At 64.1% G+C, this 24,814-nt stretch carries 25 protein-coding genes; 5 read left to right on the top strand and 20 right to left on the bottom strand.

The window, feature by feature from the left end:
- Window positions 1-262: 262 nt before the first annotated feature.
- Window positions 263-757 carry a hypothetical protein gene (locus KBX18_RS01650; protein ID WP_255994562.1) on the bottom strand — a complete coding sequence of 165 codons (495 nt, stop codon included), beginning with the start codon at window positions 755-757 and terminating at the stop codon, window positions 263-265.
- A 1-nt stretch (window position 758) separates the two neighbouring features.
- A complete protein-coding gene (locus tag KBX18_RS01645; RefSeq protein ID WP_255994577.1) occupies window positions 759-1,169 on the bottom strand; it encodes an HAD-IA family hydrolase in 411 nt (136 codons plus the stop codon).
- 130 nt (window positions 1,170-1,299) lie between these two features.
- Between KBX18_RS01645 and KBX18_RS01640 the strand changes: the two genes are divergently transcribed.
- Window positions 1,300-1,674, top strand: a complete 375-nt coding sequence (locus tag KBX18_RS01640) for a hypothetical protein (RefSeq protein WP_040423399.1) — start codon at window positions 1,300-1,302, stop codon at window positions 1,672-1,674.
- A gap of 3 nt (window positions 1,675-1,677) precedes the next feature.
- On the opposite strand, the gene secA is transcribed toward KBX18_RS01640, so the two are convergent.
- The 9 genes from secA to KBX18_RS01595 all read right to left on the bottom strand — a co-directional run bounded on the left by secA (window position 1,678) and on the right by KBX18_RS01595 (window position 12,571).
- Window positions 1,678-4,248, bottom strand: a complete 2,571-nt coding sequence (secA, locus tag KBX18_RS01635; RefSeq protein ID WP_255994561.1) for a preprotein translocase subunit SecA — start codon at window positions 4,246-4,248, stop codon at window positions 1,678-1,680.
- 164 nt (window positions 4,249-4,412) lie between these two features.
- Window positions 4,413-5,087, bottom strand: a complete 675-nt coding sequence (gene hpf / locus KBX18_RS01630) for a ribosome hibernation-promoting factor, HPF/YfiA family (protein ID WP_255994560.1) — start codon at window positions 5,085-5,087, stop codon at window positions 4,413-4,415.
- Window positions 5,088-5,223: 136 nt separating this feature from the next.
- Window positions 5,224-5,847, bottom strand: coding sequence for a ComF family protein (locus KBX18_RS01625; protein WP_255994559.1), 624 nt, complete (start codon window positions 5,845-5,847; stop codon window positions 5,224-5,226).
- A gap of 21 nt (window positions 5,848-5,868) precedes the next feature.
- Window positions 5,869-7,659, bottom strand: a complete 1,791-nt coding sequence (locus KBX18_RS01620) for an LpqB family beta-propeller domain-containing protein (RefSeq protein WP_255994558.1) — start codon at window positions 7,657-7,659, stop codon at window positions 5,869-5,871.
- Window positions 7,660-7,667: 8 nt separating this feature from the next.
- The gene (gene mtrB / locus KBX18_RS01615; protein ID WP_370687214.1) at window positions 7,668-9,290 is read right to left on the bottom strand and encodes an MtrAB system histidine kinase MtrB; all 1,623 of its coding nucleotides are present in this window, start codon (window positions 9,288-9,290) and stop codon (window positions 7,668-7,670) included.
- A gap of 63 nt (window positions 9,291-9,353) precedes the next feature.
- A complete protein-coding gene (gene mtrA / locus KBX18_RS01610; protein WP_005286095.1) occupies window positions 9,354-10,028 on the bottom strand; it encodes an MtrAB system response regulator MtrA in 675 nt (224 codons plus the stop codon).
- A gap of 9 nt (window positions 10,029-10,037) precedes the next feature.
- Window positions 10,038-10,664 carry a dTMP kinase gene (locus KBX18_RS01605; protein WP_255994557.1) on the bottom strand — a complete coding sequence of 209 codons (627 nt, stop codon included), beginning with the start codon at window positions 10,662-10,664 and terminating at the stop codon, window positions 10,038-10,040.
- Window positions 10,664-12,112 (bottom strand): adenosylhomocysteinase, encoded by a 1,449-nt coding sequence (ahcY, locus tag KBX18_RS01600; protein ID WP_255994556.1) that lies wholly within the window; start codon window positions 12,110-12,112, stop codon window positions 10,664-10,666. Before ahcY ends, KBX18_RS01605 begins: the two co-directional genes overlap by 1 nt.
- A gap of 96 nt (window positions 12,113-12,208) precedes the next feature.
- The gene (locus tag KBX18_RS01595) at window positions 12,209-12,571 is read right to left on the bottom strand and encodes a DUF4259 domain-containing protein (protein WP_040423400.1); all 363 of its coding nucleotides are present in this window, start codon (window positions 12,569-12,571) and stop codon (window positions 12,209-12,211) included.
- A 223-nt stretch (window positions 12,572-12,794) separates the two neighbouring features.
- On the opposite strand from KBX18_RS01595, the gene KBX18_RS01590 reads away from it, so the two are divergent.
- Window positions 12,795-13,709, top strand: coding sequence for a hypothetical protein (locus KBX18_RS01590; protein WP_255994555.1), 915 nt, complete (start codon window positions 12,795-12,797; stop codon window positions 13,707-13,709).
- A gap of 254 nt (window positions 13,710-13,963) precedes the next feature.
- On the opposite strand, the gene manA is transcribed toward KBX18_RS01590, so the two are convergent.
- From manA to KBX18_RS01560, 6 genes are all read right to left on the bottom strand, one after another.
- The gene (manA, locus tag KBX18_RS01585) at window positions 13,964-15,223 is read right to left on the bottom strand and encodes a mannose-6-phosphate isomerase, class I (RefSeq protein ID WP_255994554.1); all 1,260 of its coding nucleotides are present in this window, start codon (window positions 15,221-15,223) and stop codon (window positions 13,964-13,966) included.
- 67 nt (window positions 15,224-15,290) lie between these two features.
- Complete coding sequence (locus KBX18_RS01580) at window positions 15,291-16,292, bottom strand: hypothetical protein (protein WP_255994553.1); 1,002 nt, start codon at window positions 16,290-16,292, stop codon at window positions 15,291-15,293.
- Window positions 16,289-17,677, bottom strand: coding sequence for a phosphomannomutase/phosphoglucomutase (locus KBX18_RS01575; protein ID WP_255994552.1), 1,389 nt, complete (start codon window positions 17,675-17,677; stop codon window positions 16,289-16,291). The genes KBX18_RS01580 and KBX18_RS01575 overlap by 4 nt, the downstream gene beginning before the upstream one ends.
- Window positions 17,678-17,699: 22 nt before the next feature.
- A complete protein-coding gene (locus KBX18_RS01570) occupies window positions 17,700-18,119 on the bottom strand; it encodes a type II toxin-antitoxin system VapC family toxin (RefSeq protein WP_255994551.1) in 420 nt (139 codons plus the stop codon).
- Window positions 18,119-18,358, bottom strand: a complete 240-nt coding sequence (locus KBX18_RS01565) for a type II toxin-antitoxin system Phd/YefM family antitoxin (RefSeq protein WP_005286123.1) — start codon at window positions 18,356-18,358, stop codon at window positions 18,119-18,121. The genes KBX18_RS01570 and KBX18_RS01565 overlap by 1 nt, the downstream gene beginning before the upstream one ends.
- Window positions 18,359-18,424: 66 nt before the next feature.
- Window positions 18,425-18,889, bottom strand: coding sequence for a DUF3499 domain-containing protein (locus tag KBX18_RS01560; protein WP_083770202.1), 465 nt, complete (start codon window positions 18,887-18,889; stop codon window positions 18,425-18,427).
- A 233-nt stretch (window positions 18,890-19,122) separates the two neighbouring features.
- On the opposite strand from KBX18_RS01560, the gene KBX18_RS01555 reads away from it, so the two are divergent.
- Complete coding sequence (locus KBX18_RS01555; RefSeq protein WP_083770338.1) at window positions 19,123-19,545, top strand: metallopeptidase family protein; 423 nt, start codon at window positions 19,123-19,125, stop codon at window positions 19,543-19,545.
- Here KBX18_RS01555 and KBX18_RS01550 read toward each other — a convergent pair whose 3' ends face one another.
- From KBX18_RS01550 to KBX18_RS01540, 3 genes are all read right to left on the bottom strand, one after another.
- Window positions 19,546-19,836: a WhiB family transcriptional regulator gene (locus KBX18_RS01550; RefSeq protein WP_370687010.1), complete on the bottom strand. Its 291-nt coding sequence runs from the start codon at window positions 19,834-19,836 to the stop codon at window positions 19,546-19,548. It abuts the gene before it with no gap.
- Between the two features lie 334 nt (window positions 19,837-20,170).
- Window positions 20,171-21,259 (bottom strand): sugar phosphate nucleotidyltransferase, encoded by a 1,089-nt coding sequence (locus KBX18_RS01545; protein WP_005286134.1) that lies wholly within the window; start codon window positions 21,257-21,259, stop codon window positions 20,171-20,173.
- Window positions 21,260-21,344: 85 nt separating this feature from the next.
- Window positions 21,345-22,223, bottom strand: a complete 879-nt coding sequence (locus KBX18_RS01540) for a glycosyltransferase family 2 protein (RefSeq protein ID WP_255994550.1) — start codon at window positions 22,221-22,223, stop codon at window positions 21,345-21,347.
- A 90-nt stretch (window positions 22,224-22,313) separates the two neighbouring features.
- On the opposite strand from KBX18_RS01540, the gene KBX18_RS01535 reads away from it, so the two are divergent.
- Window positions 22,314-23,936 carry an LCP family protein gene (locus tag KBX18_RS01535; protein WP_255994549.1) on the top strand — a complete coding sequence of 541 codons (1,623 nt, stop codon included), beginning with the start codon at window positions 22,314-22,316 and terminating at the stop codon, window positions 23,934-23,936.
- 179 nt (window positions 23,937-24,115) lie between these two features.
- Window positions 24,116-24,808: a TIGR03089 family protein gene (locus KBX18_RS01530; RefSeq protein ID WP_255994548.1), complete on the top strand. Its 693-nt coding sequence runs from the start codon at window positions 24,116-24,118 to the stop codon at window positions 24,806-24,808.
- Window positions 24,809-24,814 lie beyond the last annotated feature (6 nt).

Here is a 24,814-nt window from a genome sequence, read left to right as displayed (position 1 = left end):
CGGACAGGATCGAAATCTGCGACCTTTCTGCGCTTGTGCAATGGAATAGCCATCCGGCTATTCCACCGCCACGAACGCCCAAAAAGTCGCTAGACATCACGTCCAAAAACCCCCTGGACTCCGTGTCCAAAAAGACCCCAGACATCACAGAACTAGCTAACCGGGAAATGGGGGTGCCAGCCTAGGCCGGCGGGGCAGCAGGGCGCCAGGCTAGGCCGGCGGGGCAGCAGGGCGCCGGCCCAGAACAGCGGGCCGGGGGCGGCTAGAGCAGCTCGATGAGGAAGGGCAGCTCGGTGGGGTCGTAAAAGGCCAGATAGTTGTCCTGGGCGTCACCGACGGCGAGTTCGGCGTCTTGGTCGCCGAGGTCGGCTTCGTCGATAAGCTCTGTGGCGCGGCGTGTGGCGTCCTCGGCTTCGGCGATGTCGATGTGGATGGCGGCGACGTCCTCAAGCGCGACGGGGCCGGCGAGTTTGACCGTGGACTCCCCCATCTCCGGCTCCAGGCTCGCGTCAACGTCGGCGGAAATGACCACGCGGCGGTATGGGAAGTCCTCCTCGTCACCGATGGCGAGCAGGCGCAGGGATGCCAAGGCGGCGTCGTCGAACGCGACGAGTTCGATCTCTTCCTCGTCACCGGAGGTGAAGAACTCGGTCAGCGCCGGCGTCGCGGCGAATGCCCAGCCGTTGCGGGCGTGGATCAGCCCATCGTTGTCGAGCTGTTTGAGCATGCCGAACGTGGCGGGGATGTACACGCGCACGCTAGAACTCGCCCTCGATGTCGAACAGGGACTGGATCTCCACGACGGTGCGGTCGAAGGCAGTGTGGAGGATGCCGATCAAACCGGCTTCGACGGCGCCGCGGACGTTGAGGATGTTGTCGTCAATCAGCGCGCATTCGTTCAGCGGCACGTCCATCGCGTCGGCAGCAGCCTGGAATGCAGCGGCCTCGGGCTTTTCCGCGCCGATCTCACCGGACAGGACCACCGCGTCGACGTGGCCGCGGAACTCCCACTCGCGGATGTGGTCCGCGTCAGGCCCGCCCGGATCGTTGGAGAGGATCGAGGTGGCAATGTCGTGCTCGCGCAGCGCGGCCAGCAGCTCTCGCCAGCGGCGGGTGTCTTCCTCATCGACGTCCAGAACACCGCAGTAGTCCACGATCAAACCCTGCATCATCCACGTCCTTTCATTGCTCACTGTAGTGCGCATCACCGCGCCCCGCAGGACTGCTTTTACCGGCACAATGATACATAGCCCACGTCGCGTCCGCTGCCGCCATTGTCCCGCCCCTATGGAGGCACGCATGTACCATCCTGTCCCCGGTCACACCCACTTGAAGGTCCTTGTTCCGGAGCCTGCGGTCGGCCCGGAGCCGGAATCTCCGTTGCCGAGCGGTTCGCGGTTGTCGCCGCTTGTGCGCATTGCTCTCGACGCCGCGTTCGGTGTCCGAGAGCTGCGCGTTCTGCAACAACGCGCGTATAGCTTCGGTGTGCGCAAACACGTTGCGGCGCGGCGTCGCGCGTTGCAGTCACCCTCGACTGTGCGCGTGCTGTCGTGCCATGGCCGCGACACGCCCCACGGCACCGAGCTCTACGGCAGCATTGTGTCTGACGGGAGAACGTATGGCTGGGTCGCGCTTATCGACGAGAGCCGCCTGATCACCTTCCGCATCCTGTGAGGATTAGACCTGGACGGTGCCAGGGCCCTCTGCGCCGTTGCCGTCAACGCCTTCCTGCTGGCGCTCGAACTGCTTGCGCAGCATGAACAGCTGTCGGACGGTCTCTTCCTTCACGCCGTCGTTCATGGCGTTGAACATGTCACCGCCCTCCTTCTGGTACTCCACCAGGGGGTCGCGCTGCGCCATGGCGCGCAGGCCGATGCCTTCCTTGAGGTAGTCCATCTCGTAGAGGTGCTCACGCCACTTGGTGTCGATGATCGGGAGGATGACCATGCGCTCGACGTTGCGCATCTGCTCTTCGCCACCGATCTCGGCGACGTTGTCCTCCAGCTGGTCGTACTGAGCGTTGGCGTCGTCGATAACGGCCTGGCGCAACTGGGAGGCGGAAAGCTCGCCTGGGGAGCCGTACTCGGAGCCGTCGATAAGCTCGTCGGGCGTCATGGATGGGCCGTAGAGGGAGTCGAGCGCGGTCCACAGCTGGTCCAGGTCCCAGTCCTCGACGTAGCCATCCATCGTGGCGCCGTCGACGTAAGCGCCGACAGTGTCGTCGATCATGCGGCGGATCTGGTCCTTGATGTCCTTGGAGTCAAGGATCTCGCGGCGCTCACGGTAGACCACCTTGCGCTGCTCGTTGAGAACCTCGTCGTACTTCAGGACGTTCTTACGGGTCTCAAAGTTCTGGTTCTCCACCTGGGACTGCGCACCCTTGATGGAGCGGGACACCATGCCAGCCTCGATCGGGACATCGTCGGGAACGTTGAGGCGGTTCATCATGTTCTCCATGGACGCACCGACAAAGCGAACCATCAGCTCATCGCGCATGGAGAGGTAGAAGCGGGTCTCACCCGGGTCACCCTGACGGCCAGAACGGCCGCGCAGCTGGTTGTCGATGCGGCGGGACTCGTGCCGCTCAGTGCCGATGACGTACAGGCCGCCGGCGTCGCGCACCTCGTCGCCAAGCTTCTCGCTCTTCTCTTTCGCCTGCGGCAAACCGGCATCCCATGCTTCCTGGTACGCCTCTTCGTCCTCGAAGGGGTCCAGGCCCTGCTCCTGCAGGCGGGCGTCGAGCAGGACTTCCGGGTTGCCGCCGAGCACGATATCGGTACCGCGGCCGGCCATGTTGGTGGACACGGTCACGTTGCCGGGCAGGCCGGCCTCGGCGATGATGCGGCCCTCTTCCTCGTGGTACTTCGCGTTGAGCACGTTGTGCTTGACACCCTTGCGGGAGAGCAGCTGCGACAGGTACTCCGAACGCTCGACAGAGGTAGTACCCACCAACACCGGCTGGCCTTTGTTCACGTGCTCCGCGATGTCCTCGGCCACAGCGGCGAACTTCGCTTCCTGAGTCTTGTAGATCAGGTCGTCGTGGTCCTTACGGATGTTCGGCTTGTTCGGCGGAATCGCCACAACGCCCAGCTTGTAGATCTGGCTGAGCTCCGCAGCCTCCGTCTCAGCCGTACCAGTCATGCCGGCCAGCTTGTTGTACAAGCGGAAGTAGTTCTGCAGGGTCACGGTGGCCAGGGTCTGGTTCTCGTTCTTGATCTCCACGCCCTCTTTGGCCTCGATCGCCTGGTGCATGCCCTCGTTGTAACGACGACCCGGCAGGATGCGGCCGGTGAACGCGTCGACGATGAGGACCTCACCCTGGCGGACGATGTAGTCCTTGTCGCGGGTAAACAGCTCCTTCGCCTTGATGGCGTTGTTCAGGTAGCTGACCAGGCTGGAGTTTTCCGGCGCGTAGAGGTTATCGATGCCGAGCTGGTCTTCGACGTACTCCACTCCGACCTCGGAGACACCGACGGTGCGCTTGCGCTGGTCCACGTCGTAGTGGATGCCGGCCTTCATGCGCGGCGCCAGCTGAGCAAAGACGGTGTAGAACTGGCTCGTCGAATCAGTCGGGCCAGAGATGATCAGCGGAGTACGGGCCTCATCGATAAGGATCGAGTCGACCTCATCAACGATGGCGAAGTTGTGGCCGCGCTGCACCATGTCCTCCACCGACTTGGTCATATTGTCGCGCAGGTAGTCGAAACCGAACTCGTTGTTGGTGCCGTAGGTGATGTCGCAAGCATAGGCCTCCTTGCGCTCCGGCGGGCGCAGGTCCGACAGGATCACTCCGACGGTCAGGCCGAGGAAGCGGTGCACACGGCCCATCATCTCGGCGTCACGCTTAGCCAGGTAGTCGTTGACCGTGACGATGTGCACGCCCTCGCCGCCCAGTCCGTTGAGGTAGGCCGGCAACACCGAGGTCAGAGTCTTACCCTCACCGGTCTTCATCTCGGCGACGGAACCGAAGTGCAGGGCCGCACCGCCCATGATCTGCACCTTGTAGTGCTTCTGCCCCAGCACGCGCCAGGACGCCTCCCGGGCCGTGGCAAAGGCGTCGAGCAGGATCTCATCCATGCTCGTGCCGTCTGCCAGAGCCGCCTTGAACTCGTGGGTTTTGGCCTTGAGCTCTTCATCGGTCAGCGCTGCGTACTCGTCCTCGAGGGCGAGTACCTGGTCAGCAATTTTGTCGTAACGCTTGACCGTGCGGCCTTCACCGGCGCGCAGCAGTTTGGACAGTCCGAACACGTGGTGCTTCCTTTGTGTCTGGGTCAGAATTCAAATTCAAAGGACAATTGTACGCACGCCCCACCCAAGTCCTACTTTCAGGCAGCTGGGAAGCGTGTCGGAAGTTGCGAAACTGCCTGCCGCGGCGTGGGGCCGGGCAGGCAGCGTTGACAAGCGGCGAACGCTTAAGCTTCTTCCTCCGGAACGAGCGTGATCAGGCCGTAGTCGTAGGCGTGGCGGCGGTAGACCACGGACGGGCGCTGGTTCTCGGCGTTGATGAACAGGTAGAAGTCATGGCCGACAAGTTCCATTTCAGACAGTGCCTCATCGACGGACATCGGGGTGGCCGGGTGCTCCTTGGTGCGCACGACCTGGCCCGGCAGATTCTCGTTGATGGACTCCGCGTACTTGTCGGCATAACGGTCGTCCTGCTCCTGGCGTGCCTGCTCGGCCTCCGCGACGAGCTCGGAGGTGACCTCGTAGGTGGACTTCGGTGCACGGTGGCCGCCCATGGAGATCTCGCGGCGGACCTTCACCTTGCGCAGGGAACGCTCCATCTTGCCAATCGCGGACTCCAGCGCAGCGTAGAAGCTGTCCTCTTTCGCCTCCGCGCGGGCGAGGTGGCCTTTGCCGGTCGCGGTGATCTGGATGCGGTTGGCCTGGGCTTCACGGCGCGGGTTCGGCTCGTGCTTCAGCTCAACGTGGAAGAAGTTCAGCGTCGGATCGAGCTTCTCAATCTTGGCCAGTTTTGTGTTCACGCGCTCCTGGAAGTGCTCCGGTACCTCAACGTTTCGGCCGGTGATGGTCACCTGGGCGTTCGGGCTCAAGGTTTCTTGGCGGTTCTCGTCTGCAGAAGTCATCTGCTGCCTCCTTCGGCTTCGGATCGGACGTTTTGAACACAATCGTTATATACCGTTTCACCTAAATTATACCGCCCGCTAATATCTGTCAGCCATTAGTTCATCTTGTTCATCCATTGGTTCACTGCTACTGTCTTTACGCTGCGCACAGCACAAGGCACGCAGTCACAGTCGCGCCTGCAGCCATGAGCTTTTCGACGCTCGACTGCAACGTCGCCCCCGTCGTCACCACATCATCAACCACCACGACCGGCTGCCGCGGCACACCAGTCAAGACAACGTTTCCTTGCAGATTTCGGCGCCGGCCAGCTTCGTCCAAACCGGCTTGGTCGGCCAGCCGGTCAGGCAACGCCAGCACCCGATGGGTGGGACGTCCGCTCGCCGCACAGATCGCGGTGACGGGGTCACCGCCGCGCGCCCGCGCCGACCGAGGGCGTGTCGGGGCAGGCACGAGATGGGTCCCGGCCGGGAGGTCACCGCGGGCTTCCAGATAGTCCAACGCGGCGGCGACGACCGCCCCGACATGGCGGCGCACCGCGACGTTGTTGCGCTCCTTCATCGCCAACACCACGCCCCGGTGCGGGTCCGCATACGGCCCAAGGGCGTACACCGGCACATGCGGCGTCACGTTCGGTGAGTGCCGGAACGGCGGGGAGGCCAGCTGGCGCCGGCAGGCCGAGCACAGTAGGTGGCCGTGTTCCCCACAGCCGGCGCAGCGGCGCGGCAAGATAAGCTCACCGAACTCCCCCAGCATCCCCATGCCCGCGCCCCCGAGCTCTCTTTAGGGCCTTGGCAGCACCGGCGCCGCGCGCACGCCCTGCTGGCCGGGCACCTCACGCCAGTTCACGTTCTCGCGGATCTGCACTGGCATCTGCATGAGCACCTTGGAGTCCGTGATGTACATCGTGTCGTCAGTCGCGCCGAGGGCCACCACCGGACCGCTGATGTTGCCCGACGGCAGTGCGGTGGCCGTGGAGCCATCCATCTCCAGCCGGTAAACGGGAGTGTTCATGATTGACGTTCCCACCAGCAGGGACCCGTCCGGCTGCCAGTCCACAGCAACGGCTGCCCCACCGAGTTCGGTCGCGGCGTACTTCACCACGTTGACGACGGCGCGGCTGCCGTCGTCACGCCTTTCGACGACACCGACCGCCAGGTGTCCATCAATGATCATCACCACGCGCGCGCCAGTCTGGGATAACCGCAGCACGGAAATCTCCCCGCTTAAAGATTCCGGGAGGCTCATTTCGACGTCGTTGACTGTGACCTCGCCGTTCGTCGATGAGCGGTCCAGGCGCACGACGCGCTGGCCGTCGAGAACAGTCCACGCCGCAGTGTGGTCCGGCTCCAGCGAGGGGCGGGTGAGACTCTCCGCGCGCAGAACCTCCCGCGAACTCGCCTTATTGCTGTTGCCCCGGCCGCTGTCGCCGTTGTTCCCGTCAGAGCCGAGCCTGCCGAAGACCAGAGCTTGTTCCCGCTCGCTGACGTTCACCGCCGCGGCGTAAGCGCCGTCGTCACTGATGTCGATGTGGGAAATGTCGCCGATCTTGTCCAGCTCCGGGATGGACTCGACTTCACTGTCCTCGCCGCCCGGATAGCTCACAGCCTTGATGGAACCGTCAGACAGCGTATACAAGCTGGGGCCACCATCGGGCTGCGGGACTGGGTTGAGGTCAGCGAAGTCGTCGGTGGTCAACTCCACGGACTCATCGAGCAACGCGGCACCATCCGCCTTGATGGAGTACGGACCGCGCACCCCTGCTTCGTTGAGGGTCCACACCACCTGGGCGGCGAACCGGGCGCGGGTTTGCTCGTCGGCGTCGGCGAGGCCAGTGAACTCGTAGATGCCGTCGTTAAGCCCGGTGAACGCCACGTCCTCCGGGATGGCAGAGCGCACAGCGGGAGCAATGCGCTCCTCAGGGCCGCCGACGAGCATGTTCATCAACAGGGTCTCTATCGACGGGACCCGCGCATAGACCCAGCGGCGGTCCGACACGAGCGTCTGCCCGGTGGTGTCGTAGTAGTAGAGGTTGCGCGGTTCATAGTGGCTGCGCAGGTCAGTGCGGTCAATGACCACCTCATTTGGCAGGGCGCCAATGCGCCATTCGCCGTCTTGCTGGGACAGCTCCATTGTCGCCTCGTACTGGCGGTTGTCACCGGGCTGGAACGCGCCACCGGGCAGCAGGTAGCCCACGATGCGGCCGGCGACAGAGTAAGAGCGCTTGTTCTGGTCCGTCGAGGCCCGCGACGTCAAGTCGAAGCTATCGAGAACGAACGTGATGTCCCGCGGCGCCCACATCTCCGCCATCGGCGCAGTCATATACCGGCGAGCAGCTTCGAAGTCCCCGGTCGGGTTCGCGGACGCAGCGAAGAACTCGCGCAGGAGTAGGTCCGGCTCCATGCCTTCGCGGGGCTCTTCGACGGGCATCGGAGCGCGCTGGTCGTTGAACGGGTGCAGCACGTGCGGCTCAGTGCTTGTCGGCAGCGTGGCGCAGCCGGTCGCAGTGAACAGCAGCCCAGCGCCAGCCAGCGCGAGGGCAGCTGTGCGGCGGCGGTGAGTGCTGGGGTTCATGAAGTGCATTATCGCCCCTCTTCCTTGGAGCGCACCATCCGCTGCGCTTTCGCACCGGCAAAACCGGGGTCCACATATGCCCATCCGATCTCACGGGGAGCCACGCCAGGGCCGCCCACAGCATCTGTCGCTTCAGCAGCCCCGGGCTCCTGCGGCACCACCAAGTTCACTGGCGGCTCCGAGTAGGGAACCTCGGGATCGCGCGGCAGCACGAGCCGGAACTGGGAGCCCACGCCGGGGGTGCCGGCGGCGTCGAGAAGCCCGTGGTGCAGCTGGGCGTCCTCGCGCGAAATGGCCAGGCCCAGGCCGGTGCCGCCCGAATGGCGCTTGCGGGACGAGTCCGCACGCCAGAAGCGGTTGAACACGAGCTCCTCCTGGCCAGGTTTCAGGCCAACGCCGCCGTCGGTGACGGTGATTGCCACGGCATCCTCGTTGGAGGTGAGCTCCAGCACGACCGGGTTGCCCTCGGAGTGGTCGATGGCATTGGCCAGCAGGTTTCGCACAATGCGCTCGATACGGCGGGGATCGCCGATCATCGTGACCGGTGTGTCCGGCATGTCGAACTCCACTGCAACATCGAGCTCTTCGGCGAGGTGGCTGGTCTGCGCCCAGGCGGATTCGATCGGGCTGCGAACGTCGATGCTCGTGGCGGAGAGTTCGGCGACACCAGCGTCATGTCGCGAAATCTCCAGCAAGTCCGCCAACAGAGCCTCAAAGCGGTCGAGCTCCTTGGTCATCAGCTGGGACGCGCGACGGGCGTGGGGCTCGAGTGCTTCTTCGTCGGCGGCGATCATGTCCGCCGCCATGCGCACGGTGGTCAGCGGTGTGCGTAGCTCGTGGGACACGTCGGAGGTGAACTGCCGTTGCAGGTCACCGTATTCTTCGAGCTGGTTAATCTGGCTGGACAGCTTGTCGGCCATGTTGTTGAAGGACAGCGCCAAGCGGGCCATTTCGTCCTCGCCTTCGACGGCCATGCGCTCCTTGAGGTGACCGCCGGCCAGGCGCTCTGCAATGCGGGAAGCAGAGCGGACCGGGGAAATGAGCTGTTGAGAAGACAGCCACGCAATACCCACCAGGAGCACCACCACCACGATGCCGGCAGAGGTGAGCAGACCGCGCATGAGGGCCAGGGTCTGCCGTTCGCTCTCCATGTCCATGACCAGGTAGAGCTGCAGGTCTGGAATGTCGGAGTTGGTCGGCGTGCCGATGATCATCGCGTTGTACGCTTCACCGTCGTGCTGCGCCGGCGTGAACTGGTACGCCACTTGCCCACGCCCCACGAAATCCACAAGGCGCTGCGGAATGACGAAGTTCTCTGGGGCGCTGATCGCGCCATCTTCGGACGGCACCAAGAGCACCGGCTCGTAGGCGCCTGTCGACGGCTGATCCTGCTGCGACCGCTGCGCCAACGCAGCACGCGCAGTGTTCAGGCGGCCTTGCGTGGACGTCGTCGTGGCGGTGTTCTGGAGCTGCTCTTCGACGGCAACGCGGACACGTTCAAGGTCAGATTGGGCGTTATCGATCTTCGTGTCGACCAGGCGCTGCGTCACCACAGACGCCAGGGCTAACACGAGCACGCCCATGACAATCGTGGACACGATGAGAACCGTGCCCACGAACCTGACCTGCAGCGAGGTGCGCCACCTGTGGGAGAAGCGGTCCCTCGCCTGACCAAAACGACCCAGAGCGATCCCCTACTTACCGGTCTTGTATCCCACGCCGCGGACGGTGAGGATGATCTCCGGGTTCTCCGGGTCGTGCTCGATCTTTGAGCGCAGCCGCTGCACGTGCACGTTCACCAGACGGGTGTCGGAGGCGTTGCGGTAGCCCCACACGGATTCCAAGAGTTCTTCGCGGGTATGCACCTGCTGCGGTTTGCGCGCTAGTTCCACAAGCAGATCGAATTCGAGCGGGGTGAGAGAAATCTCCTTCCCGTCCCGGGTGACAATGTGCTGCGGCACATCCACCTGCAGATCGCCAATCTCCAGGATCTCGCTGGGTTCCTCGGAGTTCTGGCGCAGGCGCGCACGGATGCGGGCGATGAGCTCGCGCGGTTTGAACGGCTTAGTGATGTAGTCGTCCGCGCCAGATTCCAGGCCGAGCACGACATCGACAGTGTCGGTCTTGGCGGTGAGCATGACGATCGGCACGTTGGATTCCTTGCGGATTTCCTTGCAGATGTCCACGCCGCTCATGCCCGGCAGCATCAGATCCAGCAGGACCAGGTCGGGGTCCTGATCACGGAATGCGCCGACAGCGGCACCGCCGTCGGTCACCGGAACGGCTTCAAAGCCCTCGGCTTCCAGGACGATGGTGAGCATCTCGGAGATGGCAGGGTCGTCATCAACAACCAGAATCTTCGGTGGCATCGTTACTCCTTAGCGCAGGTGCCCAATCACTTCCATAATAGGCGCTGCATCAGTGGCACGGACCCACTGACTCTCCCAGTTCGTCTCCGCCATTTCCGCATACGCCGCGTACGTCGCGTCCTGCAGGGAGGCGTCGCGTTCGTAACGGTCGCGGGCCCGCGAAGCGTCCGCCTGTTCGCGGGATCGTGCCCGCGCCCGCGCAGTGTCCGGCGCGGTGTCCACAAGCACCTGCAGGGCGGGTCGGGGCAGCCCGAGGCGATCGAATTCGAGCTCGGCGACCCACGCGCGGTCGTCGATACGCCCCGTACGCGCCGACGTGTACGCCGCATTCGAGGCGACGTAGCGGTCGAGCAGGAGCACATCGCTTGGCGACGACGCCCACTGCCGCAGCTCCTCGACCACCCCGTACCGGTCGAGGGCGAACATGACGGCCATGCCGTGGGCGGAGTCGGTGAGGTCGCCCATCTTGCCGTGCAGTGCGTCGGCCGCGAGCTGGGCGTGGAGGGACTCGTTGTAACGCGGGAACGCCATGGTCGCCGCGCTGTCGATCCTGTCGGTGGCCCCGAGTTCGCGGATCAGTTTTTGGACCAGCGTGTTCTTGCCGGCGCCGTCGATGCCCTCGAGTGCGACAATCATTAGTAGCGGTAGTGCTCGGGCTTGAACGGGCCGGCGACGTCGACGCCGATGTACTCCGCCTGTTCCTTGGTCAGCTCAGTGAGGTGGCCGCCCAAGCCTTCGACGTGGATGCGCGCGACCTTCTCGTCGAGGATCTTCGGCAACAGGTAAACCTGGTTTTCGTAGTTGTCGGTGTTGGTGAACAGTTCAATCTGCGCGATGGTCTGGTCCGCGAACGAGTTGGACATGACAAACGACGGGTGGCCGGTTGCGTTGCCCAGGTTGAGCAGGCGCCCCTCGGACAAGACGATGATGGAGTTGCCCGACGGCAGCGTGAACAGGTCCACCTGGGGCTTGATGTTCTCGCGGGTGACATCATCACGGTGCAGCAGGGATGCCATGTCGATCTCGTTGTCGAAGTGGCCGATGTTGCCCAGGACAGCGTGATCCTTCATCTTCATCATGTCGTCGAAACCGATGATGCCCAGGTTGCCGGTCGCGGTGATGACGATGTCCGCATCACCAATCGCCTCATCGACCGTGACCACCTTGAAGCCGTCCATGAGCGCCTGGAGCGCGTTGATCGGGTCAATCTCGGTGACAGACACGATCGCGCCCTGGCCGTCGAGTGCTTCAGCCACACCCTTGCCCACGTCGCCGTAACCGCAGACAAGGGCCTTCTTGCCGCCGATGAGCATGTCGGTGCCGCGGTTGAGGCCGTCGATGACGGAGTGGCGGGTGCCGTAGCGGTTGTCGAACTTCGACTTAGTCACCGCGTCGTTGACGTTCATCGCCGGGAACGGCAGCGTGCCCTCATTGGCGAAGTGGTACAGGCGGTGAACGCCGGTGGTGGTCTCCTCAGTGACTCCCTTGACTTCCTCTGCCGTGCGGGTCCACTTCTGCGGCTCCTCGGCCAGGGTGTCGCGCAGCATGTTGAAGAAGGAGATCTGCTCGTCCGAATCGGTCTCATCAGTAGACGGCACGGCGCCGGCGTTCTCGAACTCAGCGCCCTTGATCACGGCGGAGGTGGCGTCGCCGCCGTCATCCAGAATCATGTTCGGGAAGATGGCCTCCCCGTAGCGTTCGCCCCAGCTGAAGATCTGCTTCATGCACCACCAGTACTCGTCCAGGGTCTCGCCCTTCCAGGCAAACACAGGCACGCCCTGCGGGTTCTCCGGGGTGCCGTCCTTGCCCACGACGATCGCCGCGGCAGCCGCATCTTCGGTGGAGAAGATGTTGCAGGAGGCCCAGCGGACTTCCGCGCCCAGGTGCGTCAGCGTCTCAATGAGCACAGCCGTTTGCGTGGTCATGTGGATCGCACCAGCAATGCGCGCGCCTTTGAGCGGCTGCTCCTCCTCGTACTCGCGCCGCAGCTGCATCAACCCCGGCATCTCGTGCTCAGCCAGCTCAATCTGCTTACGGCCTGCCTCGTGCAGGGAAAGATCAGCGACCTTGAAGTCCAGATCCATGGTGGGGGTTCTCCTTATTGTCTGCAGTGTCTCGCGTCTCAGCGTCTCAGCGTCTCAGTGACTCAGCACGAGAATACGGGGTCATTCCCCAGCCCCTTAGGAGAGGGCTTCGATGAACTGGTCCACGTCGTACTCAGTGTCGCTCGCGGCGAGGTCTTCGAGGATGGCAACTGCAGCGTCGACAAGCTTTTCATCGAGCTCCGCGGACGTCGTACGCAAAAACGGGTAGGAATCCGCGATGTCCCCTGCGGAGAACGGCGCGCCCGCCCAAATCGCGGCGACCGTGGCTGCAGCCTGGCCGTTGAGGAGCTCATCCTCAGACGCGTTGTCGCGGTCGACGGCGAGCAGGCAAGCATCACGCACTGCCTCCATTCGCTCGTCGGCATCAAGGGAGGCCAGTTCGTCGAGGAAGTCGACGTTGACATCCTTATTGAAGATCGCGGTATCCCACGTGCTCATGCCTTGCTCCTTACCCTTCACATCTGCTCAAGTTCGCCCCTATACAGCGCTTTTCAGAATCTACTACTAGCGCTTGGCAGGCTGCCTGTCTACAAGAACCAGGCAACGCGCGGGAAATTGGGTCTAGCCTAGCCTACATTTCCATGGTAACTTGTTACCGAGTTGTTATTGATCAGCAACAACGCGGGGACATTGCGCGACACAATGAGCGAAGGAGGATGTCATGGAGCTGACCAAACGCCGTTTCGCCGTCTACATGGCATCCGGTCTTGCCTTGGCGCTGCTCCTCGGGCTCGCAGTGTGGAAGATCCCCAGCCCCAGCATGAACATGCGTTCCGACGACACTGAGATCGCCGGCCAACCCGTCGCCAAAACTGGCGATGAAGAAGCCGCAGCAAGCACCGACCCCATATCCATGACCGAGGACCTCCAAGCCTCCGAGAGTGGTTCACGTGCAGCCACGGAAGATCGCGCAGATTCTAACTACGCAGCCGACCCGCTCGCCCCGCCCAACGCTCGGCTCGACGGCGCGCGCGAGGACGGTAGTGAAACCAGCTACTACCGCCCCACCAACGCCGCCCCGAGCCCGCGAAACAACGGCAACGCCGATGAGAGCACGAACGGAAAGAACGGTTCCCGCACCCCGAGCCAGACCCCGCGATCCGGCCAGGCCAACCAGTCCCGTTCTGACTCTGATTCCCAGTCCGAGTCGCGCCCAACCACCCGCGGCAACGGCGAGACCACCCGTCCGGAGCGCCCGCAGGACCCCGGCACCGCACCGGCGACTGTTCCGAACGAGAACTACGAGCCCGCACCGCGTCCGGACTCCACCAACGACCAAACTCCGCAGCCTGCGGACCAGCCCGCTTCGCCTGCCGACGACAACGCCACACCGCAAGGCGACAACCCTGCGCCTCAGGGTGGTAACGCCACACCCCAGGGCGGAAACGCTTCTCCGCAGGGCGGTAACTCCACGGCCCAGGGCGGAAACGCTTCTCCGCAGGGCGATAACTCCACGGTCCAGAGTGGTAACGCTGCACCGCAGAGCGGCCAGGTCAGCGAGCAGCGCTCCGAAGACCCCTTCTCCGCTGCAACTCGCGAAGAGCGTGCAGGCAGCGAGAGCCAAGCACAGGAGTAGTTCGGGGCCTAGCGCTCGGATCAGCCTGGCCTTAAAGTGCGATCCCTCGCAGCTGCCACCCCTCTAACCCGCTTCCAGCGGCGTTGCGCGCAAAGCGTGCGCAAAACTTTACATGCGTGATTCTTTATGGTTTCAAACACGCAGGTAGTGAATTTCTATCGCTCTACCAGTATCTGGCGGATGTCAACTTTTGCGCAGATGCTCACCCCTTCCAGCCCGGCGCCCCCGTCGGGTGGCGTCTCACAGTCGGTATCTCACAGAGCCACTCGCGCGTAGAAGACCTCAGCCACCTCGTGGCCGGCAGCGCGAACAGAGAAAGGCCCGTCATCGGCCGGGATCCATGCGGCTGAGCCAGCTTTGAGGTCAATGGCCTCGCCAGAACCGCACGTGACAGCACCCTTTGTGCACAGAAGAATGCCGGGACCCGCACCGGAACCTGCACCCGGGCCCGCACCGGCATCAGAGCCGGCACCGCCGTCGCCCACCTGCAACGCTCCTGCGCTGGGGTAGAGCCGGTGCCGGGTGAGCACGAAATCCTCAATCGGGACGGGATACTCGGTGGCCTCACCGTAGGGGGCGGTTGAGGTGGTGGTGGCGATGCGCGGGTCGGCTTGGGTGGTGAAGTCGCAGATCCGCACGAGCTCAGGGACGTCGACGTGCTTGGAGGTCAACCCGCCGCGCAGGACGTTGTCGGAGCTGGCCATGATCTCGACGGCCATGCCGCTGATGTAGGCGTGGAGCCGCCCAGCGCCGAGAAAGAGGGCCTCACCGGGGGCGAGCTCAATGTAGTTGAGCAGCAGGGAGGCCAGCACGCCGACGTCACCGGGATAGCGGTCGTTGAGCTCGATGAAACAGGCCATCGCCTCAACCATCCACGCTTCCGCTTCAGGTGAGGGGGATTGGGCGGAGGCGTATATAGCGTCGATAAGCTCGAGGCGTTTTGCGCGCGGCAGCGAGATCCACGTGGTGAACAGGGCGCGCAGACCTTCTTCCTCGTTGTCCGAGTGGAGGAAGGCTGCGTAGCGGTTCAGCGGGGCGCAGTTGAGTTGCTCGATCAATGCGAGTGTGTCGGCGACGGGGCGCAGACCAGCCAACGCGCGGAACGGGGTCAACGCGACGAGGAGCTCGGGCTTGTGGTTGGGGTCCTTGTAGTTCCGCTTGGCGCTGCTCAGCGGGATGCCGGCGGCGTTCTCCGCGTCGAAACCAGCCTGCGCCTGCGCGCTGTCCGGGTGCGCTTGGACGGACAGGGGCGCTTCTGCCGCGAGGATCTTCAGAAGGAATGGCAGCTGGGCGCCGAAGCGGGACTCCACCGCAGCCCCCAGGGCGGATGTCGGATCGGTGGAGATGAGGGAGTCAAGACCGGTGCCGTCAACGAGCGACGGCGCTGTGCGGTGGGCACCGAACCACAGTTCTGCTTCGGGTTGCGCCGTTGGCGCCGGCTCGCCGCGCAGCTGGGCCAGCATTGTTTTGGAGCCCCAGGGGTAAGTCTGCAGGGCTGGAGTGATCAGTTTCACGGTCGCTCCCCTACTATCTTGTCAGCTCAATGATAGAGCGCGCACGGCCCGTTCACGGGCGGTCCAGCTAGGAATCGTCTGAGAGCGCCGCAGCGGCGTGGGCGCGCACAATCAAGCACAGTGCCTGCGCAAACGAGCCAGCAGCAGCCGACCTCTCTGCTCGCCCACAGGCCAGCCGCGCATCGTCCTCGCCCCACACGATCGTGCCCACGGACACCACCGGGCCGTCTAGGTAGGGGTCGTGGAAGATGTCGTCCGCAGGGCTCGAGGTCTCCTCCAGCGCGCCGCCAAGCTCATGCTTATCGACGAATCCTCCCGCCAACCCCTTCACCGACCACAGCACCGCAGCCACCTCGGCCACCGCTGCCCCGGTGCGCATGTAGCCGGTGTGCATGATCCGCTTGCCCGCCACGAACTCGCGCAGCTGGCGGGCCAGGTTGGTCGTCGCGTCGCGTTCGGGTGAGAGCTGGCGCAGTTCCTCATCGACGTCGTCGGCTGCTGCGGAGAGTTCAGCCACCTCATGCGGCAATGCCCCCTCCAGCGTCTGCAGCACAGCTGTTACAGCCGCGATGGTGCGCAGCGGCGACGCCCCGAGCGTGGTCGGCGGGGCGGGGAGGACCACGGTGGAATCAGGCGCGTCCTCGACAACGGGCCCCGTCTGCGGCCCGGCCAAAACGGTCTCAGCACCACGGCCTGCCGCGGTGGCCATGGCGCGGGTCACGGCCTGTGCATCGGGCGCGTCGCCGACGACCACGACGACATCGAGCGGGCCAACATAGCCCGGCAACTCGTCAGCCACCACAACAGGCCAGCGCAGGCCAGCACCGGCCCCAGCCTCACTATCCTGCCCCGCCAGAGCGAGAGCACACCGCGCCGCTACAGCCGCGATCTGGTCGGTGGCCAGCACCACCACACTGCGCGGGTTCACCCCGGCAAGGTGCTCCAACCGCCCCGCAGCCTCGGCCACGGCGCGCAGCTGCGCACCTTCATGGGCGACGTCGAAGAACCGCACGGTTTCCCGGTCGTAGTGCGCTGCGCCCTCGAAGTAGCGGTTGGAGGGGTCGGTCATGACCGGATGATTCCCAGCACTTCGTCGACCACAGCGTCGACCTCAGCCTGCGTTTCGGCTTCGACGTTCAACCGCAGCAGCGGTTCGGTGTTGGACGCGCGGACGTTGAACCACGTCTTCGACCCCGCCAAAGAGACGGTCACACCGTCGAGGGTGTCCACCGATTCCGTCCGGTCGGCGAACGCGTCGACGACGGCGTCCATTTTGGCCTGCTGGTCGGCGACCTCGGAGTTGATCTCGCCGGAAGCGGCGTAGCGGTTGTACTGCGCCATCAGCTCGCTCAACGGCTTGTCGTGCTCCGCCAGGGCCGCCAGCACGTGCAGGGCGGCCACCATGCCCGAGTCCGCGTTGAAGAAGTCGGCGAAGTAGTAGTGCGCGGAGTGCTCGCCGCCGAACAGCGCGCCCTTCTCCGCCATCTGCGCCTTGATGTAGGAGTGGCCCACACGCGTGCGCACACCCTGGCCGCCCTTCGCCTCAATCAGCTCGGGCACGGCCTGCGAGGTGATCGCGTTGTAGATGATCGTCGCGCCGGGATTGTCCTCCAGCGTGCGCTCTGCCACCAGTGCGGTGATCGCAGACGGGCTCACCGGGTCGCCCTTTTCATCGACGACAAAGCAGCGGTCAGCGTCACCATCAAAGGCAAGGCCGATATCTGCGCCCTGCTTGACGACGAACCCCTGCAGATCCCGCAAATTCTCCGGCTCCAAGGGGTTGGCCTCATGGTTGGGGAAGGTGCCGTCCAGTTCGAAGTAGAGGGGGCGAACATCTTGGTCCCCAAGCACCGCGGGCACGGTGTGTCCGGCCATGCCGTTGGCGGCGTCGACCGCGATGACGAGCTTCCGATCTTCGGGAAGCGGCACCAGTTCGCGCAGGAAGGAGGCGTAGTCGTCGAGGATGTCGTCTTCCTTGACGGTGCCGGTGGGCCCGTCGAAGGCGGGAGCGCCGTTTATAAGCATCTGAGTGATCTCCGCCAAACCGCTCTCCTGGCTGACCGGTGTCGCGCCCGCGCGGCAGAGTTTGATGCCGTTGTACTGGGCGGGGTTGTGCGAGGCGGTGAACATTGCGCCTGCGCAGCCGAGCGTGCCGGCTGCGAAGTAGAGCTGGTCTGTGGAGGTCAGTCCGAGCGCGACGACGTCGAGGCCCTGGCTGGTCACGCCGTCAGCGAACGCGGCGGCGAGCTCCGGAGAGGACGGGCGCATGTCGTGGCCGACGGCGACGGTCTTCTCCCCTTCTTCGCGCAGGATGGACGCGAAGGCGGCGCCGGCATCGAAGACGAAGTCGCGGTCAACAGTGGCCTTATCGGCGGGCTCGACCAGACCGCGGATGTCGTAGGCCTTCACTGCTTGCGTGACAGCCTCGCGGCTGCGCTTAAGTGGTTCGCTCATGCCTTACGATCCTAGACCGGTGTCAGCGCTCGGGTGCGCGCCAGGGATTGAATACAGGCACACCGAGCTCTGCAAAGTCCTTGACATTGCGCGTCACCACCGTGAGCCCGTGCACTGAGGCGGTGGCACCCAGCAAGGCATCTATCGCTGGCTTTGGATTAGGCACGTGTGTTTGCGCTGCTCGACGGGAGATCTCCAGCGTAATCGGTAGTGTACGGCCCTCGAATCCATCCAACACGGCTTCATCCAGCCAGTTACGCAGTCGCATGGCCTGGACCTCATCTCGACGCGATAGCCGCAAGATACCCACTTCGATCTCGAGCACGGTTAGAACAGAAATGTTGAGTTTGAAAGGGTCCACAGACTCGACCCAACTCAGCACCCCTTCATGGGGGCGGGACCGTTGAAACTCACTGAGAACGTTTGTGTCGAGGAGATACATCAGAATTCCGGAACCCTGAACTCTAGATCTACCCTTTCAAACTCAGCGTCGACTGGATCGCTCATGCGTAGCTTTCTTACAAAGCTCGATCCATCCCCCTGCAGTTTCCGGTATGCCTCTATCGAGAGCAGGACATGCGAAGGTTTTCCCCGCTCGGTGATGACAACAGGACCGTCGAGAGCGGCGCGCTTAGCGGCGCCAACATCATGGTTGAAATCGCGCGAAGAAATCGTCGTCACCGCACCCTCCTTGTAGTTACGTAGTTACATAGTCCACCGCGTCGGGGCTGCGGTCAACGCCTGCCGCTAATTCCCCTCTTCGGCGGCAGCCTCCGCCTCCGGATCCGGCACAATGCTCAAGTGCGCACGGCGGGCAGCCCTGTGTTCCTCGAGGTGCTCCCCGATGCGCTTGGTGCGGTAGACGGGGTGGTTGGAGGTCTGCGGGTTGGTGAAGTCGCGGCCGTCGAACTCGATCGGGTCACGGGTAGTATCCACCAGGCCAGTGGTCACACGCCCTGCCTCAGACACAGCTTGGGCCAGCGCGGTGAGCTCTTCTTCATCAGACAGCTCAATGTTGTCGATGCGCACCATGTCCCACCCCACCGGCGCTGTGATGTGCTCCGAGTGCCGCTGGCATAAATCCCACGCGTGCGGGTCCGGGCTGGGTGACAACGGACTGACAATGGCCGTCTTCTCGGAGTACGCGTACACCAGCGTGGCGATGGCAGGCCGGCCGCACCCCGGGCGGCAGCAACGACGAAAGGTACTCACGGCTCACTAGTGTAAGCGCGCCTGACAGATTTTTGCCCCTCGCCACGCGGCGTGCCCCCATCCTCCCCCGTGACCGGCTGGCTTAGATTGAAGGCATGTCCTCCACCGTGACAGGCCCTGACCGCGAGCGCGATCCGCGCGGCGAGCGCAACGACGCACAAGCCGGCCCGCCGCCTGACCCGTCGTGGCTGCCACCGCGCCGGGACCGGCATGGCCGCGGCGTTCGCGGGCCTATGCTGCCGGTGGCGGTACCCCGGTACCGGACCCGTTCAATGGCGTTCGACCAGCTCGTCTTAGAGGCCTACGCGCCGTTGCAGAACGCGTACTCTACGCAGCTGTCCGGCGTGGACCTGGCTGTAGACACAATCCCGCGCATGCGGATGCGCCGGGATGCTGCGCACGCGAGCGCTTCGGCAGTTCTGCCGGATGAGATCTTCGCGGACGGCCCGGTCCCCCTCGGCCGCGTCCTGCAAGCTGGCGTGGACCGCTACGGCAATCCGACCCGCGCGCGTTTCGTGGTGTTCCGCGCACCCATTGAGCGCAGAGCAAAAACAGCCCGGGAACGTGCCGAGCTGTTGACTACTGTTTTGACCGCCTTGGTGGCCAACTACCTCAACCTCGATCCGCGGGATATTGACCCGGACTTTCAGTGGTAGCTAGCCGATCTGGCGGCGGAGGCGGCGACGCTCACGGTCGGAGAGTCCGCCCCAGATACCGAAGCGCTCATCGTGCTCGAGCGCGTACTCGAGGCACTCGTCGCGCACCGCGCAGGCCTGGCAGATGCGCTTAGCCTCGCGGGTGGAGCCGCCCTTCTCGGGGAAGAACGCTTCCGGGTCCGTCTGGGCGCACAGCGCCTGGTCTTGCCATTCCTGCTCGACGGTGCCGAACAGTTCGTCGAGGGTCATTCCGCCCGCGGCCGCACCGCGAAGAATGGCGTTGTCAACCATGTCTTCCACGCCATCCCCTTTCTGATTAGTTTCGATCGCACCGTTGGAGACACCGTCTGGAGTCGCCGACTGGAAGTTCGTGGGTTCCGTGCTTTCCGTGTGGAATTACACTAATGCGATTAAAACGGCGGGCACCAAATAGCGTCAACTGAGATTGACTCTTCTCAGCCGAATAAGAGGGTTTCCTCAGAGAAAGCTGTTCATTTTCCGCGTAAGGCACCACACCAGTCACACCAGTAACACGGGGTTTTTTCCGGGGGTAAACCCTGGGGGTACTATATGTAGTAGCCGAAATAGGAGTTAGCAACTATTCCGCTACTAATTTGGCGTGCCGCTACGCGTCCGGGGAGAAGCGCACACCCAAGTCCGGAATATTCACGCCCGGCCAGATGCGCATGCCTCCCTGCAGTTCACACCGTGCGCCGATCTGCACGCCATCGCCGATCACGCAGTCCTGGATGCGCGCGTTCGCACCGATGCGCGCGCCGGAGGCGATGATGGAATCGCGAATCATGGCGCCTGGCTCGACGGTCACTCCGTCGAAAATCACGCAGTCGTCTAGACGGCAGCCCGCGCCGATGGTAGAGCCGCGGCCGACGAAGGTTCCGCCGACGAGGATGGCGCCACCGGCAACGCCGGCGGAATCGTCGACAAGCGATTCGCCCGTGCGCCCCTCAAGGAGAGGCGAGGGAGCAATGCCGCGCACAAGGTCGGACGAGCCCTGGACAAAGTCGGACGGGCGACCCATGTCGCGCCAGTACGTTGTGTCCACGTGGCCGTAGACGCGGGCGCCGGACTTCAGCAGGCCGGGGAAGGTCTCGCGCTCGACGGACACTGCGCGGCCCTGCGGGATGGACTGGATCACGTCGCGCTGGAAGACGTAGCAGCCGGCGTTGATCTGGTCGGTCGGCGGCGCCTCAGTCTTCTCCAGGAAGGCCTGGACGCGGCCGTCGGCATCAGTGGGCACGGAACCGAACTGGCTCGGGTCCGGCACGCGCACGAGGTGAAGGGTGACATCCGCCTCGCGCTCGGCGTGGGTAGTTAGGATCTGGCCCAAGTCAGCGCCGGAGAGCACATCGCCGTTGAAGATCATCGCGGTGTCATACCGCAGCCGGGACTCGACGTTGCGGATCGCGCCGCCGGTGCCCAAGGCTTCCTCCTCCACAACGTATTCGATCTCTAGGCCGAGGTCGGAGCCGTCACCGAAGTGCTTCTCAAACACCTCTGCCTTATATGAGGTACCCATGACCACGTGCTTGATGCCAGCGGCCTGGATCCGCGCAAGAAGGTGCGCCAGGAACGGGTAGCCAGCAGTGGGAAGCATCGGCTTCGGCGTGGAGACTGTGAGCGGGCGAAGGCGCGTGCCTTGGCCGCCGACAAGAACAACGGCGTCCGTCTGCGCAGGATCAATCGTAGAAACCATGCGTTCAACCTAACCCGATCGATCAAGAAAACCGCGCATTAACCTGTCACGGATCGGTTGCAACTTCATAGGAGCAAGCTCCCAGCTACCCCACAGCACGGGCGAGCAGGGCGCGCGCCTTCAGCCCTGACCACAGCACCAGCCGGAGCGGAGCCTCCCACCAGTGCGGATGGCGGTCAGCCTGGAACCGGTAGGCGGAGTCGTGGTGCGCCGGCGTGGTCACCGCGGAGTACTTCTTCGCGGCGTGGCCCTGGTCGTGAGTGATGAGCGCATCGGGACAGAACAGGTTCGTCCACCCGGAGCGGGTCAAACGCTCGCCAAAGTCAATGTCTTCGAAGTACATGAAGTAGCGCTCGTCGAAGCCACCGAGCGCCTTAAACGCATCCCAGCGGACCAGCAAGCACGACCCGGACAACCATCCGGCGCGGCGCAGGGTGTCCATGTCCTCGCCAGCCTTGTAGGCGCGGCTGAACGGATTGCCCGGCCAGAAAGGGTACAGCACAGCATGGCCAATCCCGGTGACCAGCGTGGGCACTTCGCGTGCCGACGGATACGCCGACCCGTCCGCCTCTAGAATCCTCGGTCCTACTGCCCCGGCTTCCGGGTGCGTCCGTGCGCACTCGATAAGCGCATCAATGGAACCGGGCAGGAACTCCACGTCGGGGTTGACGATGAGGAAGTAGGTGGGGTTGATGTGGCCGGCGTTTTTAGCGTCGATAAGCGAACGCGCTGCGAAGTTGATCGCGGGGCCGTACCCGATGTTGCCGCCTGTGGGCAGGAAATCCACGCTGTCGTTGGCGCAGGCGACATCCTCCGGCACCCCGTCGGTGGAACCGTTGTCCGCGCAGATGAGGCGGGTGGGAAACACGGTTGCCTCGGCAAGCGATTCCACTAGCGCCGGCAAATGCCTGCCCGGCGAGTAGGTCACGGTGATCACTGCCAGCGGAGTTTCGGGGTTGGTCACAGTGGGGCAGCTTACCGCGCGCGGGAAGAGTTTTGGCGGGCCCGTACCGTATACTTCTGAGCTAATTCGAGACAAGGGGCGAGACGATTCGTGAGTGAGCACTTGAGGCCTGTGCGCGACATTCAGGCGGCTCCGTCGCGTGCACGGGACATCTCCCAAGCAGGGCACCCGGCCGTCAAGGGCCTGCTGGCCACGTTGTCTGTTGTGCTGCTCGTTATCGCCGGAATGGGCTACTACTCCATCGGCCGCCTGGGCAACAGCCTGTCCGCCTCCGACCTGGACTTAGGCGGTGAAGATCTCAATGGTGCCGACGGCGCTGTGGACATCCTGCTAGTGGGATCCGACTCGCGCACGGACGCTCAGGGCAACCCCCTCTCTGACGAGGAACTCGCCCGCCTCAACGCCGGTGAGGCCGAGGGCGAGCTCAACACCGACACCATCATGGTCGTGCGCGTGCCGAACGACGGCTCCCGCGCCACCGCCGTATCCATCCCGCGTGACACCTACGTCCACGACGACACCTTCGGCAACACGAAGATCAACGGTGTCTACGGCCTTCACGCGCTGGACAAGCGCGAGGAGCTCACCGCAGACGGCATGGACGAAGGCAAACCCATGGAGGAACAGGTCGCGCGCGCTGGCCAGCAGGGACTGATCAACGCCGTGGCGGACCTGACCGGTGTCGAAGTCGACCACTACGCCGAGGTGGGCCTGCTCGGTTTCGTGCTGCTCACGGACGCTGTCGGCGGTGTCGACGTCTGCCTGAACGCCGCCGTGGACGAGCCGCTATCCGGTGCGAGGTTCCCCGCTGGCCGCTCCACCCTCAACGGCACCCAGGCCCTGGCGTTCGTGCGCCAGCGCCACGACCTACCCCGCGGCGACTTGGACCGCATTGTGCGCCAGCAGGTGTTCATGGCCTCCCTGGTGAACAAGGCTATCTCCGCCGGCACGCTGTCGAACCCGGCGAAACTGCGCGAGCTGTCCACCGCCGTGGAACGCTCCGTGACGGTGGACACCGGCTGGAACATCATGTCCATGGCCACCCAGATGTCCGACCTGGCTGCCGGCAACGTGCATTTCGTGACCATCCCTGTCACCTCCGTCAACGGTGTGGGTGACTACGGCGAGTCCATCGTCACCGTCGATACCGGCCAGGTGCACAACTTCATGGATGAGCTGGCGCGCGAGGAGGGTGTCACGGAGCCAGGTGCAGACGATCCAGGTGCCGGTGCAGGTGCCGGTGCTGCAGAGTCAGATAAGGACGCTTCCGGAGGCGCCGCTGCTGCCCTGCCGGATACCGTGCAGAACTACACAGCGACGGTCCTCAACGCCGGGGAGATCACCGGCCAGGCCAGCGGCGTGGGTGCCTACCTGTCGGAACAGGGCATGACGGTCGAAAGCGTCAGCAACGCGAGCCCCGGCCTGTACTTCGAGTCCCAGATCCTCGCCGCTAACCCGAGTGATCCGGCAGCGGTCAAGCTGGCAGAAGCACTCGGTGGCCTGCCCATCGTGGCACATGAGACTGTGGAGGCAGGCTCTGTCGTCGTGGTCATCCACGACGATTACACCGGCCCGACCTCCGACTCTGCCGCCGCCGCTCCCACCGAGGTCTCCCAGGAAGAGACCGTGGGTACGCCCGGTGAGGACTTCGGAGCCGCCGAGGTCGCCCCAGAGTTCAACGCCGGCGGCACCGGCCCCCGCTGCGTGAACTAACCGTGTCTGCCGGCTGGAATACTGCTCGGCCTTATGCAATTTTTTGCAACCTTGTGACCAGCGAGTTCATCTGAGCAGTATTCCGGAAAACCCCGAGCAGTATTCCAGCTCCCCGGGGTTACGCGCCCCAACCGTGACCGCGGCCACTCCCCGCCGAGAAAATCCTTACTATGGGGCGCATGAGCTTGCTCACACCCCTCCTCTCCGCCGACCCCGCCAGCCCCAGGCTGACCGTCTACGACGAGGTCGCAGGCACCCGCATGGAGTTCTCGGCGATGACGTTGGACAACTGGGCCAACAAGATTGCCAACATGCTTATCGACGAATTCGACCTCGACCCCCACGATCCCTTCGGGGAATCCCCGACCATCATCGTGGACCTGCCAGTGTCGTGGCAGGCGGCAGTCATCCCGGTAGGCATATACAACGCAGGGCTGAGCCCGTACGTGGACGTCAACCATGAGAAGCACCAGTCCTCTGCGGGTCCGCGACTCGTGTTCACCACCGTTGAGCGGGCGAAGGATTGGGACGGCGTACCGGATGTCGTCGTGGTCTCCAACGACCCATTCGGCCGGGGCGTGGTCGAATCCGGCGGCACTCTCCCACCGGGGCTGGTCGACTTCGGCCCGACGGTGCGGTTCTACGGCGACCAGTTCTATGACAACCCGTACGATCTGAACAGCTGGGTTCTCCCAGTGGACGGCCCCGAGCGCTACCTGGTCCCCGGCTGGACCACGGGCCCGGAATTCGAGCGCCGGATCATGTGCCCGCTGGCTGCCGGCGGGTCCGTCGTGGTCATTGCAGGCGTGGCGTCCGCCGAGCGCGTGGAGCAGATCATGGAGGCGGAAAAGGTCACGGAGACGCTCAGCTAACCGAAA

Source organism: Corynebacterium sp. CCUG 69979, from assembly GCF_024454095.1.
GTDB lineage: Bacteria > Actinomycetota > Actinomycetes > Mycobacteriales > Mycobacteriaceae > Corynebacterium > Corynebacterium genitalium.
The sequence above is the reverse complement of the archived record's forward strand: the minus strand, read 5'-3'. Positions and strand labels throughout refer to the sequence as shown.

Excerpts from the sequence above, each read along its gene's own strand:
- mtrA (WP_005286095.1), bottom strand. The coding sequence starts at position 10,028 with ATGCCACCGAAGATTCTGGTTGTTGATGACGACCCTGCCATCTCCGAG.
- KBX18_RS01605 (WP_255994557.1), bottom strand. The coding sequence starts at position 10,664 with ATGATTGTCGCACTCGAGGGCATCGACGGCGCCGGCAAGAACACGCTG.
- KBX18_RS01575 (WP_255994552.1), bottom strand. The coding sequence starts at position 17,677 with ATGAGCGAACCACTTAAGCGCAGCCGCGAGGCTGTCACGCAAGCAGTG.
- KBX18_RS01590 (WP_255994555.1), top strand. The coding sequence starts at position 12,795 with ATGGAGCTGACCAAACGCCGTTTCGCCGTCTACATGGCATCCGGTCTT.
- hpf (WP_255994560.1), bottom strand. The coding sequence starts at position 5,087 with ATGACTTCTGCAGACGAGAACCGCCAAGAAACCTTGAGCCCGAACGCC.
- ahcY (WP_255994556.1), bottom strand. The coding sequence starts at position 12,112 with ATGGATCTGGACTTCAAGGTCGCTGATCTTTCCCTGCACGAGGCAGGC.
- KBX18_RS01570 (WP_255994551.1), bottom strand. The coding sequence starts at position 18,119 with ATGTATCTCCTCGACACAAACGTTCTCAGTGAGTTTCAACGGTCCCGC.
- KBX18_RS01530 (WP_255994548.1), top strand. The coding sequence starts at position 24,116 with ATGAGCTTGCTCACACCCCTCCTCTCCGCCGACCCCGCCAGCCCCAGG.
- KBX18_RS01595 (WP_040423400.1), bottom strand. The coding sequence starts at position 12,571 with ATGAGCACGTGGGATACCGCGATCTTCAATAAGGATGTCAACGTCGAC.
- KBX18_RS01640 (WP_040423399.1), top strand. The coding sequence starts at position 1,300 with ATGTACCATCCTGTCCCCGGTCACACCCACTTGAAGGTCCTTGTTCCG.
- KBX18_RS01620 (WP_255994558.1), bottom strand. The coding sequence starts at position 7,659 with ATGAACCCCAGCACTCACCGCCGCCGCACAGCTGCCCTCGCGCTGGCT.
- KBX18_RS01545 (WP_005286134.1), bottom strand. The coding sequence starts at position 21,259 with ATGGTTTCTACGATTGATCCTGCGCAGACGGACGCCGTTGTTCTTGTC.
- KBX18_RS01550 (WP_370687010.1), bottom strand. The coding sequence starts at position 19,836 with ATGGTTGACAACGCCATTCTTCGCGGTGCGGCCGCGGGCGGAATGACC.
- KBX18_RS01645 (WP_255994577.1), bottom strand. The coding sequence starts at position 1,169 with ATGCAGGGTTTGATCGTGGACTACTGCGGTGTTCTGGACGTCGATGAG.
- KBX18_RS01555 (WP_083770338.1), top strand. The coding sequence starts at position 19,123 with ATGCTGCCGGTGGCGGTACCCCGGTACCGGACCCGTTCAATGGCGTTC.
- KBX18_RS01580 (WP_255994553.1), bottom strand. The coding sequence starts at position 16,292 with ATGACCGACCCCTCCAACCGCTACTTCGAGGGCGCAGCGCACTACGAC.
- KBX18_RS01625 (WP_255994559.1), bottom strand. The coding sequence starts at position 5,847 with ATGGGGATGCTGGGGGAGTTCGGTGAGCTTATCTTGCCGCGCCGCTGC.